General features: G+C 47.3%; 13 protein-coding genes. 11 read left to right on the forward strand and 2 right to left on the reverse strand.

The window, feature by feature from the left end; genetic code table 11:
* Positions 1–317: 317 nt before the first annotated feature.
* Positions 318–1,049, reverse strand: a complete 732-nt coding sequence (locus V7K40_RS11995; RefSeq protein WP_334959753.1) for an SDR family oxidoreductase — start codon at positions 1,047–1,049, stop codon at positions 318–320.
* A gap of 753 nt (positions 1,050–1,802) precedes the next feature.
* Between V7K40_RS11995 and V7K40_RS12000 the strand changes: the two genes are divergently transcribed.
* The 11 genes from V7K40_RS12000 to V7K40_RS12050 all read left to right on the forward strand — a co-directional run bounded on the left by V7K40_RS12000 (position 1,803) and on the right by V7K40_RS12050 (position 12,728).
* Positions 1,803–1,925 carry a hypothetical protein gene (locus tag V7K40_RS12000; protein WP_334959755.1) on the forward strand — a complete coding sequence of 41 codons (123 nt, stop codon included), beginning with the start codon at positions 1,803–1,805 and terminating at the stop codon, positions 1,923–1,925.
* 78 nt (positions 1,926–2,003) lie between these two features.
* Positions 2,004–3,368 (forward strand): LLM class flavin-dependent oxidoreductase, encoded by a 1,365-nt coding sequence (locus tag V7K40_RS12005; protein WP_334959757.1) that lies wholly within the window; start codon positions 2,004–2,006, stop codon positions 3,366–3,368.
* 430 nt (positions 3,369–3,798) lie between these two features.
* Positions 3,799–5,337, forward strand: coding sequence for an amidohydrolase family protein (locus V7K40_RS12010; protein WP_334959759.1), 1,539 nt, complete (start codon positions 3,799–3,801; stop codon positions 5,335–5,337).
* Between the two features lie 90 nt (positions 5,338–5,427).
* A complete protein-coding gene (locus V7K40_RS12015; RefSeq protein WP_334959761.1) occupies positions 5,428–6,870 on the forward strand; it encodes a SidA/IucD/PvdA family monooxygenase in 1,443 nt (480 codons plus the stop codon).
* Positions 6,871–6,962: 92 nt separating this feature from the next.
* A complete protein-coding gene (locus V7K40_RS12020; RefSeq protein ID WP_334959763.1) occupies positions 6,963–7,583 on the forward strand; it encodes a GDSL-type esterase/lipase family protein in 621 nt (206 codons plus the stop codon).
* A gap of 424 nt (positions 7,584–8,007) precedes the next feature.
* Complete coding sequence (locus V7K40_RS12025; RefSeq protein ID WP_334959765.1) at positions 8,008–9,006, forward strand: aldo/keto reductase; 999 nt, start codon at positions 8,008–8,010, stop codon at positions 9,004–9,006.
* 166 nt (positions 9,007–9,172) lie between these two features.
* Positions 9,173–11,050, forward strand: a complete 1,878-nt coding sequence (locus tag V7K40_RS12030; protein WP_334959767.1) for an ABC transporter ATP-binding protein — start codon at positions 9,173–9,175, stop codon at positions 11,048–11,050.
* 668 nt (positions 11,051–11,718) lie between these two features.
* On the forward strand, positions 11,719–11,949 hold the full coding sequence (locus tag V7K40_RS12035) for a hypothetical protein (RefSeq protein WP_334959769.1): 231 nt from the start codon (positions 11,719–11,721) through the stop codon (positions 11,947–11,949).
* A 5-nt stretch (positions 11,950–11,954) separates the two neighbouring features.
* Positions 11,955–12,221 carry a type II toxin-antitoxin system RelE/ParE family toxin gene (locus V7K40_RS12040; RefSeq protein WP_334959771.1) on the forward strand — a complete coding sequence of 89 codons (267 nt, stop codon included), beginning with the start codon at positions 11,955–11,957 and terminating at the stop codon, positions 12,219–12,221.
* A gap of 136 nt (positions 12,222–12,357) precedes the next feature.
* Positions 12,358–12,546 (forward strand): hypothetical protein, encoded by a 189-nt coding sequence (locus V7K40_RS12045; RefSeq protein WP_334959773.1) that lies wholly within the window; start codon positions 12,358–12,360, stop codon positions 12,544–12,546.
* Positions 12,543–12,728: a type II toxin-antitoxin system RelE/ParE family toxin gene (locus V7K40_RS12050; protein WP_334959775.1), complete on the forward strand. Its 186-nt coding sequence runs from the start codon at positions 12,543–12,545 to the stop codon at positions 12,726–12,728. The genes V7K40_RS12045 and V7K40_RS12050 overlap by 4 nt, the downstream gene beginning before the upstream one ends.
* Before the next feature lie 231 nt (positions 12,729–12,959).
* On the opposite strand, the gene V7K40_RS12055 is transcribed toward V7K40_RS12050, so the two are convergent.
* Positions 12,960–13,280, reverse strand: a complete 321-nt coding sequence (locus tag V7K40_RS12055; RefSeq protein ID WP_334959778.1) for a tetratricopeptide repeat protein — start codon at positions 13,278–13,280, stop codon at positions 12,960–12,962.
* Positions 13,281–13,363: the final 83 nt, after the last annotated feature.

Raw genomic sequence — 13,363 nt, forward strand, 5'->3', positions numbered from 1 at the left:
TAGCTGGATTTACGCGCCCGGTGTACTAGCGAAAATCTAAAAGCTCAGATTCCCGACTTATTTAAAAAGTTGGGAATTTTCTTGTACAAAAATCAGAAAGCTACCTCAGCCTTTCCACAGCTTAAACGCCTTGTTAGTTGATAAATACGCTTGACTAGCTACTTCGTATTTCGAGATGCGTTGCGCGAAAAGAAATACGGCGTCCTCAATTAGGCCCCTAAATTTATTTATGGGGATTAAAAATGTTTGACTTTTGACTTTTGACTTTTGACTTCCCCGTTCGCGTAGCGTCCCGTAGGGAAGGGGCTGACCTGTGTTTAGATAAGACTGCGACCGATACTTGCTCCACCATCGACAAATAAGGTTTGTCCCGTGATGAACGCTGCTTCCTCAGAGCAGAAGAAGGCGATCGCGGCAGCAATCTCTTTGGGCTGACCGAACCGACCCATTGGAATCATACTTGAATAGAGCTGTTCTTCCTTACTGCCGGGAGAAACTTTTTCATGAAACATTTCAGTTTCAATCGTCCCAGGTGCGATCGCATTGACGGTAATTCCAGTTTTTGCCAGTTCTAACGCCCAAGTACGGGTCAAGCTGATTAATCCTGCTTTAGCCGCCCCATAACTGGTGCGATTAGCCAAACCCAAAGCCGCTAGGCTGGAAATGTTAACAATGCGTCCCCATCCCGATTGTTTCATCATGGGTAGCAGCGCTTGTGCGATCTGCACTGCCGGACGTAAATTGAGATCCAAGACAGTACTTAAATCAAGCAAATTAATTTCTTCTAGAGACTGTGACTGACTCAAGCCGACATTGTTGACCAAACCTGTGATCGAGTAGCGATCGGTCAACTCTGCTAGCACAGACTCCGTTTGCTCAAGATTAGCTAGATCAACGGTGACGAATTCGCCAGGAAAAGGAGCTTTTGGTAGACTGCGAGCAACCCCAATAATCTGATGTCCTTGTTGCGCCAGATAATCAGCCGTGGCGCGTCCAATACCTTTGCTTGCACCTGTAATAAGGGTTGTGCGCGGCATGTTGGAGCTCATGGGTTATCACTCCTGGTTGGTGGGTCGGATCAAGATTTCATCGCTTTGAATAGACTTACTTATCCTCCACAATAACGATTGTTTTATTTCCGCCGTGCTATAAGCAATCCTAAATCATTTGTGAAAAGTTAGATCCCCGACTTCTATAAGAAGTCGGGGATCTGGACACCGCAAATTTGAACGAAATCAGATCGGACTGCTATAGTCGCTTCCGATTCTCCTTAATCTCCGTAGACTGACAAAATGAATATTGCAAAGTACACAACCTTATGTTATGTATGCAACGCCCTTTTTTCCAGTGTGCTACGGACGGTTGATCTGAGATAGATGCTTCTTAAGGGCAGCATACATACTATATACTGAGCAATCAATCACTTTGCAATACTTAATGTTCGAGAAACTAATAATTAGTATTTCATGAGATTGTGATCTCCAGTACATATTTTTTTGTATCCATCGTGTAAACTTTATCTGCGGACTAACATTGCTAGATAAATTTATGATTATTCGAGCGCCAAGCAGCAGCATTCCTAATTCTGCTGTGGTATTAACCTGACTTAAAGTTCTGTTATTTCATTCCTTGTAGAGGAACTAGTAGGCAACTAGAGCGTAAGTTTAGTTGCTGCCAAAGCATTCCATTATTAGATTCAGTGTCTAGCAAGAGGTGAATACTTTGGAGTTAGACACAAGTACTTCAAAGCTTTATAGGGAAAGTATTTTATCGCTCTGCCATCCTTGGTATTTTTTAGGCGGATGTCAGCGGTTGAAAGCAAACATGCTGTTGTCTACTCATCAGATATTTGCCGCCATGAAGGTTTGACCAAGATGTGTCAGGCATTTGAGCAGTTAGGAATTAGCCAAGCGCAGCAGCAGTGAAAGTAATAGCTGACATTACATGAAAAGCCATTAGTTATACGCAAATCAGCAATCACATTATAAAAAAGAAAAAAGCATATGAGCATAACACGCAAGTTTCGTTTAGGTGCATTTATTCAAGCCACTGGTCATCACATATCCGCTTGGCGTCACCCCAATTCACAAGCAGATGCTGGATTTAATTTCGAGCATTACAAGGAAATTACCCAGACTGCCCAACGCGGCTTGTTCGATGCAGTTTTCCTTGCTGATAGCCCAGGAGTGTGGGGCGGCGCTCCAGAAACTCAGTATCGCAACGGTAAAATCGTCCATTTCGAGCCGGTCACCCTCTTCTCGGCCTTGTCCTCCGTGACCCAAAACATCGGCTTCATTTCCACCGCCTCGACTACCTATGAAGAACCCTACACCCTGGCGCGGAAGTTTGCCTCGCTGGACTATTTGAGTAATGGCCGGGCGGGGTGGAATGTAGTCACCACAGGGAATGAGAATGCCGCTCTTAATTTCGGACTTGAGCATCACCCAGAACATAGCCAGCGTTATGAACGCGCCGAAGAGTTTGTGGAAGTGGTGAAAGGATTGTGGGATAGCTGGGAAGATGATGCTTTCATCCGTAACAAAGAATCTGGGATCTATTTCGACCCAGATAAACTACATACACTCAACCACAAGGGCAAATATTTTTCTGTAAAAGGCCCTTTAAATGTCGGTCGTCCGCCCCAAGGCTACCCAGTGATTGTTCAGGCTGGAGCCTCCGAATCAGGACGGGACTTGGCTGCACGCACTGCCGAGGTAATTTTCACCGCCAATCAAACCTTAGCTGATGCACAGGAATTTTATGCTGACGTCAAAGGTAGGCTGGGGAAATATGGGCGCTTCCCAGACGATTTAAAAATTATGCCTGGTGCTTTCCCAATCATTGGCCGTACCGAAGAAGAAGCTCAAGAGAAGTACGAATTCCTGCAATCACTGATTCATCCCGATGTCGCCTGGGGGATTTTAAAGAACTATTACAACGGTGTGGATCTGGCGAAATATTCCCTAGATGATTTGGCTCCCGAACTACCCAGCGACACCAACACCAACAAAAGTCGTCTCAAACTAGTCAGGGATTTGGCTACTCGTGGCACTCTCACACTGCGCCAATTGTATCTCTCTCTTGCCACTGCCCGAGGACATCGCACCATACTTGGTACTCCCGAAACCATTGCTGACCAGTTAGAAGAATGGTTCAACAACGGTGCGGCAGACGGCTTTAATATCATGCCACCAATTCTCCCCACAGGATTAGATGACTTCATTAACCTAGTCGTTCCCGTTCTCCAGAAACGCGGACTGTTCCGTACTGAATACGAAGGCAGTACCTTGCGTGAAAACCTGGGATTGCGTCGTCCAGGCAATCGTTTTGCCGCCAAACAAGTGAATGAAAAATTAGTGTTGGCATAAATGACTTTTAATATCTGCACTGTGCTTAAGCAGCCCACCTTCTGTAGATCGCCGCCCTATAGAATCTGAAGATTGTAGCCAAAAACTTGACACAAATAGGACTTACGCAAAAAAACTCTCAAACTCTTATTCCTCCGTGTCGCGCCAGTTGCTTCTCCTAAGGGAGACGCGCAAGGGACAAGTCTCTTAACCGCAAGGGCGCACTGGCTTCTCTGCGGACTCTGTGGTAGCCTGCGGCAAGCCGCTTTGCGTCTACGATTTTCCGTTACCTGTAGCGTAAGTCCTGAACAAAATATGCTTACTCCCTTGCCTTTTCCTTTGCAACGGGGAGGCAGTTTGTTGTGCGGCTTTGCAGACATGGACTAATACAAATTAACCAGCATCCCATGCTGCGAGAAAAACCCTGTAATTTTTTTTGAAGGAAAAAAACATGAGTGAATATAGCCGATTGAAAACTTCGCGCTCTGCGGCAATCAAAGCAACCCTCGATTATCCAGTAATTGACACCGACGTTCACACTAATGATTTCACCCCGGCATTTGAGGATTACATCGCCAATTATGGCGGCGTGAAACTGGTAGATGAATTACGCAAGACCGAAGCTTCGCGTCTCAACTCCAAGAGTGGGGGTAAAGACTGGTATCAACAAACCCCTGAAGAACGTCACTACAACCGCACAATCCGATCGCCTTGGTGGGCCAGAGTCACCAAAAACACACTGGATCTCGCTACTTACACCCTCCCCGGACTGCTCTATGAGCGTCAGGCGGAGCAGGGGTCAGACTATTCGGTGCTGTTTCCGAACAATGTCCTGGCACCGGCTGGAGCAAGTCCAGAGAACCGTCAGGCACTGCAACGTGCGGTCAATCACTATCATGCTGATATCTACCGGAAATATAGCGATCGCCTGACACCGGTAGCTGGCATCCCATTAACTACTCCCCAAGAAGGCATTGAGGAGCTAGAGTTTGCTGTGAAAACACTGGGATTAAAAGTTATTAATATCACTGGAGGTGTGAAACGGTCGATTAAAGCGATCGCTGATAAGTATCCAGCCGATAAATTCCCTGAAATCGCCAAGTATGCGTCTTATATCGACTTTTATGGACTGGATAGTGAATACGACTATGATCCCTTCTGGGCCAAAGTCGTTGAACTAGGCGTACCCGTCACCACCCATTACGGCAGTCAGGGTTGGACTGGACGCTCCTCCACTAGTAACTACATGAACAACCATATCGGCCACTTCGCCGATGGTTCGCAAGCCTTTGCTAAGGCGCTGTTCTTCGGTGGTGTTACCAAGCGTTTTCCGCAGTTGCGAGTGGCTATGCTCGAAGGTGGTGCAGATTGGGGTGCCCACGTCTACATACATCTGGTGGATCGCTTCTCCAAGCGCAATCTGAAGGCGTTGCAAAACTACAATCCAGCGCTGACGAATGCCGATGAGCTGTTTGAGATATTTGAGCGCTACGGTGCGGAAATCACTCAAGGACATTCCCTCGACAAGGAGGAATTGACCAAGAGTGTCTTGGGATCTTCATTCAGCCGTTTTAGTCGGGCGCCGATTGGTAGCGAGTTGGAGGATTTTGCCGCAGCAGGCATTGAAACAACCGAGGACATCCGCGATCGCTGGGTGAACAGTTTCTTCTTTGGTTCGGAGTCCGACGATCGCACGATCGCTGCGGCATTCAATGACAAAGCTAATCCCTTGGGAGTCAAAATTAACGCCATCTATTCCTCTGATGTTGGTCATTGGGATGTGCCAGACCTCACCGCCCCCTTGGCTGAAAGCTGGGATTTGGTTCAAGAAGGGGTTATTTCCGAAGCCGACTTCAAGTCTTATGTATTCGCTAATCCCTACAAGTTTTACACCCAAGCCAACCCCGAATTCTTCAAGGGTACGGCGATCGAATCCAAGGTAGGTAACACCGAATTTAAGCAAGTGGACAAGAGCCTGGTAGTGGTCTAAAAGGCAAAATGAGGGAGAAACATGAAGAATATTCTCCCTCATCACCTTCTTCAATAACAAAGATATACACTTTCAGCTTGGGAGATCTACATGACGATAACGACTGACCCTGATGTTGGGGCGCGCGAGGCGCTACGCCTAATCGGCCCCGATCCCGATAACTGGATACCCGACCGCCCAGGCGTCGATCACAACGTCACGGTGGTGGGTGGCAGCGGCAGTGGCAGCACCTTTGCATTTGCGCTGCGGCGTGCCGGTATTGGCGGCGTAACGGTGATCGACGCGGCCGACGACGAGGCTCATGCTGGCGTGTGGCTCAACCGAGCGCGGATGAATAAACTACGCACGCCGAAGAACCTGCCTGGCCACGAACTTGGGATTCCAGCGCTGTCGTTCCAAGCTTGGTACGAGGCGCGGCACGGTACTGAGGCATACGCAGCGATCGACCGCATCCCCCGCTTGCTATGGGCTGAGTACCTGAGTTGGTATCGGCAGTTTTTGGGCATCCCGGTTCGATACCGGACACGGCTGGTGCGGATCGAGCCAGTGTCAGGTTTGTTTCGCCTGCACCTTGAGGTGAACGGTGTCGCGCAGGTGGAAACCACGCGCAAGATCATCTTCGCCAACGGTGTGGCTGGCACTGGTGGCCCCTACGTGCCATCGGTGCTAGCTGGACTGCCACGCACGCTGTATGCACACACCGCCGATGCCATCGACTTTATGGCGCTACGCGGCAAGACTGTGGCAGTGCTGGGCGCTGCGGCCTCGGCCTTCGACGCCGCAGGAGTGGCGCTCGAATCGGGAGCAAAGGCGGTGCATCTGTTCGCGCGGCGACCAGCGATCGCATCACTGCCTGTAATTCGCGTGCGCGGGTATCCTGGCGCTTACTACAACTATCCAGAACTGCCTGATGCAGCTCGCTGGTTCCAGGCTTGGCGCTTTCGCCAAGTTGGTTCTACGCCCCCACCCGACGCGATTGAGCGGGCGAGCGCCTTCCCAAACTTCCACCTACACCTGTCGGCAACATGGAGATCAGCGCATGAGCAGGGCAACCGCATCGTCGCGCAGGTGAACGACGATGTTTTCGAGTTTGATTTTGCGATCGCAGGCACCGGCTACTTCGTTGATCCGAGGGCGCGGCCCGAACTAGCCGACTTTGCACAGCACATCGCCCTCTGGCGCGATCGCTACGAACCACCGACTGAGCAACGCGACGACGATCTGGGCACGCATCCCTACCTCGGCAGCGCCCACGAATACCAAGAGAAGGTGTCAGGTAGCGCACCTTACCTGAAGGATATCCACGTCTTCAACCCCGCAGGCTTTGTGAGCTTCGGTCTGCCAATCGGCGACGTGCCCAGCATTCGGCGCGACGTGCCGGCGGTGGTGGCACGCATCAGCCACGACTTGTTCTTCGCTGATTGGGCACAGCACGAGACACGGATCACGGGCGACAACATTGCGCCAGACTTTGATGCCTCGCTGTACGCCGCCGCATTATGGAAACAGCCAGCCAAGACGGCAGTTAGCTAAGGAATGCGTAGTACACAGGAATTTTAGATTTTAGATTTTAGATTCAATTACAATCCAAAATTGCAAATCCAAAATCCAAAATTGATTGACTTATGTCAGATTCTCGCAAAGAAATCAGAATTTGTTTTATTGGTGAATCGTTTGTCAATGGCACAGGTGATCCAGAGTTTTTGGGTTGGACAGGTAGAGTGTGCCGCAATGCTGAATCAAGAGGATACGCTATCACCCATTACAATTTGGGGGTGCGGGCAGAGACGAGTCGGTATCTCAAACAACGTTGGTACTCGGAAGTCTCCTATCGTCTCCCAAGAGAATCCGATGGTCGAGTAGTGTTTTCCTTTGGGGTAAACGATTCAGGATGGGCGGGTAAACAGCAAGGAATCGAACTGTCAGAGTCAATCGCAAATGCTCGCAGTATCTTAAGCCAAGCAAAGCAACTCTATCCGATCTTGATGGTTAGTCCGCCACCGTGTGGTGATATCGCTCAAGAAAAAAGAAATCAAATTCTCGCAAATCTGTCACAGGAATTTGCGTTGGTTTGTGATCAACTAGATGTTCCGTATCTTGATGTGTTTTCCAGTTTGGTGAAGTCACCCATCTGGCTAGCAGAAGCAAAAGCCAATGACGGTGCTCACCCAAAAGCAGATGGTTATGCAGAATTTGCAGCGATCGTACAAAACTGGGAAGGTTGGTTAAATTGGTTCACACCTTAAAAATGCTGACATCGTTATCCTATTAGTTAATCATGGCTTAGTACAGTTTTGCGTAAAAGCATAGCATTAACAATGCAAGCCGACGCATTAACAATGTAAGCCGACGCATTAACAATGTAAGCCGACGCATTAACAATGCAAGCCGATGCATTAACAATGCAAGCCGATGCATTGACAATGTAAGCCGACGCATTAACAATGTAAGCCGATGCATTGGCATTGCAGGGTATTGCCTTTGATTAATTCGCTACGAATTAATCAAAGGCTGTACTTAGTTGATGTGTCCTACAGGCTTTTAGTTCTGCGTTAGCGTTAGCGAAGCGGTAGCGACGTCAGGAGCGTCAGCGGGGCGGAACGCACCTCGCATTCTATTTAGAAATTTCAACACTTTCTCAATCAACTACTTTCAATCAATAACATCTCCATGACCTTACCAACTAGCAATCTCGGTAAAACTGGATTGACTGTTTCTCGCCTTTGTCTCGGCACCATGACCTTTGGATTGCAGACCGACGAAGAAACTTCCAGGAACATCCTCGACACTGCTGCTGATGGCGGGATCAACTTTTTGGATACAGCCGACGTTTATCCCCTCGGTGGCGGCCTTGCCACTGCTGGTAGCACCGAAGAAATCGTTGGGCGCTGGCTTAAAGGCAAACGCGAACATTTTATCTTGGCTACCAAGTGCGTCGGGCGGGTTGGCCCTGCACCTTGGGATCAGGGGGCTTCGCGTAAACATATTCTGGATGCGATCAATGCTTCCCTACGGCGGCTGGGAACTGACTACATCGACCTGTACCAATTGCACTCCGACGATGCCTCCACTCCCCTCGATGAAACTCTGGAAGCGCTGGATGCGGTGGTTCGTGCTGGCAAGGTACGCTACATCGGGGTCTCCAACTTCTTAGCCTACCGACTCGCCCGCGCCTTGGGTCGCGCCGAGACGCGCAATCTAACCAGGTTCATCTCGATTCAGCCTCGCTACAACCTGTTGTTCCGTGAAATTGAGCGAGAACTATTGCCCCTGGCGAAAGAAGAAGGACTGGGTGTAATTTCCTATAATCCTTTGGCAGGCGGTCTGCTCACCGGCAAACACATTCTCGCCAAAGGCCCCACCTCAGGCACCCGTTTCACGCTAGGTGCTGCCGCAGAACGTTATCAAGATCGCTACTGGCACGATCGCGAGTTCAATACTGTCGAGGCTTTACGCACAGTAGCGGATCTCGCCGGATTTTCCCTCACCACCCTAGCAGTGGCTTGGGTTTTATCTAATCCGATTATCACTGCCCCCATAATTGGCGCTAGCCGCCCAGAACAACTTGCTGACTCCCTGAAGGCAGTAGAACTAAAACTCGACGATAATTTTAAACAAAAGTTAGATGACCTAACCGCCGAATACCGAAGGGGAGATTCTCTTCGTTAGTTTCTATTTATTAAAACTCTAAACCTCATGCTTGCAAAGTCGTACTAATACCAATTCGCGATGAAGATGCACTTAATTTTTATTAAACGAACCGCCCGGACGGCTTATCAAGTCGTCCATTTTTATCTTGCAGAAAAGCTAAAACAATGCTATAATATCGAATTTCATGAAAAAAGCCAGACAATCCAAATCTTTTCAACGTGCTGCTGATGCACCAGATTTGCCATCAACTCCATTCAGGTTCATTTGCTATTTCATTAACCAGTTCCGCTGGTGGTATGTGGCAGCGGTGATCCTGGAGGTAATACACGCAACCTGTGGGATTATGTTGCCTTATGCCATTGGTGAGATCATCCGGGGCGTAACGCGACGGGCGGGCGACAGCAAACCCATTTTTGATGCCATGAGGCAACCCCTGATGCTGTTCACCGCCTTGAGTGTGGGTGAAGTGGTATTCGGGCGATCGGCTGGACTCTTGCACACTATCCTCCATCCGATCCACCGACAGCACATCGTCCGATCGCTATATGCCTACTTGCAACACCATTCGCATCGCTACATGAGCAGCAGTTTTTCCGGGGCATTGGCACATCGGATTAGCGAAACTTCTCTGGGTGTTACCCAGACGATGCAAATGATGATTACTGAATTTATGCCAGTAATCGTCGTCTATACCGTCGCCACAATGTTACTGTATCGCGCCTATCCTCCGCTTGCTGCACTCGTGGGAATATGGGCAGTTCTCTTCATCAGTATTTCGTTCTGGCTGGCAACTCGCTGCCGAATTTACTCCCGCAAAGCCGCAGCCGCCAGAAGTGAGACAACTGGCATCATTGTAGATGCAGTAACAAATATTACTAGTAGCCGACTGTTTGCTTGCTTGGGTTTTGAACGACGCTATTTGAATGAGCAATTAAGGCGCGAAATCAAAGAGGTGAGAAAGTCTGGTTGGTACTCAGAGCGAATCCGCTGGTTTCAGTTCATCTCAGCAGCCATTTTGAAAATCAGCACCCTGTATTACTCACTCTACCTCTGGAGTCAAGGAGTGATCGCTACTGCTGACTTCGTTGTGGCAACCAGCCTGTCGCTATTGATCATCAGTGAAGCCCGCAATTTGAGCCGCCGCTTTATCGAATTTTTTGAACATATCGGTAATGTTGCCAATGGTGTCTTGATCATCGTTCAACCCCACGAGTTGATTAATCGCGATCGCGCGATCGCCCACTCAATCACCCAAGGTAAGATTGAGTTTCGGGGGGTGAATTTCAACTACTCAGATGAGAAGAAAGTTTTCCACAACCTTTCTGTTACTGTCTTAGCGGGACAGCGTGTCGGACTGGTGGGCTTGTCCGGCTCTGGAAAATCCACCTTTGTCAATTTGATTCTGCGTTTGTTCGACCCACAATCTGGACAGATTATCATTGATGGGATCGATATTCGAGACATGACTCAGGATGCCTTACACGCTCAGATCAGCTTGATTCCCCAAGATCCGTCTTTGTTTCATCGTACTTTGCTAGAAAATATTCGTTACGGACGCTTGGATGCAACCGACTCCGAAGTGATCGAGGCCTCGCGAAAGGCTCATGCTCACGATTTCATCGCCCAAAGTAAAGATGGTTACGATTCTCTGGTGGGTGAACGTGGTGTCAAGTTGTCTGGAGGGCAGAGGCAGCGCATTGCGATCGCACGGGTAATTCTCAAAGATGCGCCGATCCTGATCTTGGATGAAGCCACCTCCAGTCTCGATTCAATCACCGAAAAAGCGATCCAGGATACCCTTGACTTAGCAATGAATGGGAAAACGGTGATCGTGGTGGCTCATCGGCTATCTACCATCGTCCATCTAGACCGGATTCTAGTGTTCGACAAAGGTCGCATTATCGAAGATGGTTCCCACGCCAAACTACTGGCACTCGGCGGCGCTTACCACAGGTTATGGAAGATGCAGGCAGGTGGATTTCTACCAGAAAATCTCGGTGAGGAACCCATACGCGAAGCTCGCACTGGCACAGATAACATCGAAGAGGAAATGATCGCTTGACATTTGCCGCTACTTGAGGTTTATTTGCAAATTCAATTCAGGAATTGTGCGGGAAAGAGTCCACAAAACTAAAGTAAAGTAATGTAATTGAAGTAGTAGGATGTGTTATGCCGGAGGCTAACGCACCTAGAATTGTTAGATTTTCACGAATAGCTTATCAGTTTCAGCTTGTTGCGAGGAACTTTACCACCAGTGAAATAAAATACAGATGCGATCGCTTCCTTAAGAGGAGCTAACGCGAAAAAGTGAGATTATCGTGAAATGAGCAGGAGAGGCAGGGGGAGTAAAGATAAATTTTGAGTAATTTTTACGACTGGTATAGCCATTAATACATTTATTTATTTCTCTCCCCATCTCAAAACCCCAAAACGTGATCGCATTTATAATTGAATTACTGTCTTAGTTATAGCCTCAGTTAAGAGTAAGAAAGACAAATTATAAACATACAGCATTTTGCATCTAAATGAAGTACATCCTTACCCCCCTTAATCCCACGCCACTTGCTACAACGGAGGGAACCTCCGCAACGCAGTGGCTCCCCGATGTATTGGGAGGAAATTCTCAATCTAGTTCCCTCCCCAATACATACGGGGAGGGTTAGGGAGGGGTATTTTTGTACTTTATTAACTTGCAATCTGCTGTATATTTGCAATTAAAGAGGTCTAAAAATGAAAAGTGAACAGGAACGCGAACAATTAATTAAAGAGATTAACATCCTGTTAAATCAAGCTTATGATAGTACTTTAGATGAGATTTACGCACTACTTAAAAAAATAGAAGAAGAAGAAGAAGAAGAAGATTTAAAAGCCTACGCTCAAGCAAAAAAAGAAGCTAATATTGATAATTCATTGTCATGGGAAGAAGCTAAAAAAGAACTAAAAACAGGAATCACAAAGTAAGTTGCGTGAGTTATAAAGTTGAAATATTGAGGGGTGCATTGAAGCAACTTAAAAAAATACCGTCAGAACTTCAAGAACGTGTACAAATTAAAATTGATGATTTAGCTACAGAACCACGTCCGAATGGGGTCAAAAAGCTAAAAGGGGAAGAAAATGCTTACAGAATTAGAGTAGGTGACTATCGCGTTATCTATGATATTTTCGACGATCTTCTAGTGGTGAATGTTTTGGAAGTCGGACATCGTAAAAATATTTATAAAGATGAAAGTTGAAAAGCAAGAAAAACTTAGAGCGATCGCACCTCCACAAACCCAAACGCGATTCCTACTGTAAGCTTTACAAAGTATACATTTCCCCAACTCGTGAGTTGAGCCTACAATATAAAAAAGCAAGTTATCTGTAATCTTTATGGAAAAGCTCGATATTAAAGAAGAAGCTCGAAAGCTAATTGATAAATTACCTGCTAACTCAACATGGGATGACCTCATGTATGAGATTTATGTTAGGCAAGTTGTGGAAGCTGGACTTGCTGAGAGTCAACCTGGTAAAATAATTTCCGTACAGGAAGTTAGGGCAAAATTTGGACTACCAGAGTGAAAGTTTTTTGGACAGAAACAGCCATAGAAAACCTATCGGCAATTTATACTTACATTGCCCAGAATTCACCTCAGTACGCAACCAGGATTATTGACCGTATAACCAAACGTTCCCAGCAGCTTGCGAATTTCCCTCTATCTGGTCGAATTGTACCAGAGTTTGAAACCGAGCAAATTCGATAAGTCATCGAAGGTTCATATCGAATTATCTATTACATCAAACCCGAACAAATTGATGTACTTGCTGTTATACATGGGGCACAGGAAATTACACCAGTATAGAATAATTGTTAAAACAAATTGCTGCGTTAACGCCCTCCCAAACCAATCAAGCAACTGCGATCGCCTCCACAAATTTAAACCCAATCGCACCTCCACAAAACCCAAAACGCGATTGATCGCCCATATCCCCACCTACTCCGGTAAACCCTCTAAATTCTCTCGCGTCACCGTAGCCATATATTCATCCTGATACTCAACATAATATCTCCAACGCTGTCTGCAAATTAACCCCTCTGCATAATTCTCCTGCATTTGTGCAAGCAATCCTAATTGTCCGTAAGTGCTAGCACTCGAATAGCGATCACCAAATTCGATATATATTTCCAAGGCTTGTTGATAATAATCCCCTGCCTGGTCGTATTCCCGCAACTCTTGGGCAACCATTCCCAAATTGTGGTAAGTCCTAGCACTCGAATAGCGATCACCAAATTCATCAGAAAAACCTCCGCGCAAGCCGCTGTATTCACAATGCAAGCCAACGCATTAAATTAACTTTGTGGTGCGTGTGATCGCAGTTTACCTTAAAATTCGTGGAT

The organism is Nostoc sp., from assembly GCF_036917195.1.
In the GTDB taxonomy this organism is placed as follows: Bacteria; Cyanobacteriota; Cyanobacteriia; order Cyanobacteriales; family Nostocaceae; genus Nostoc.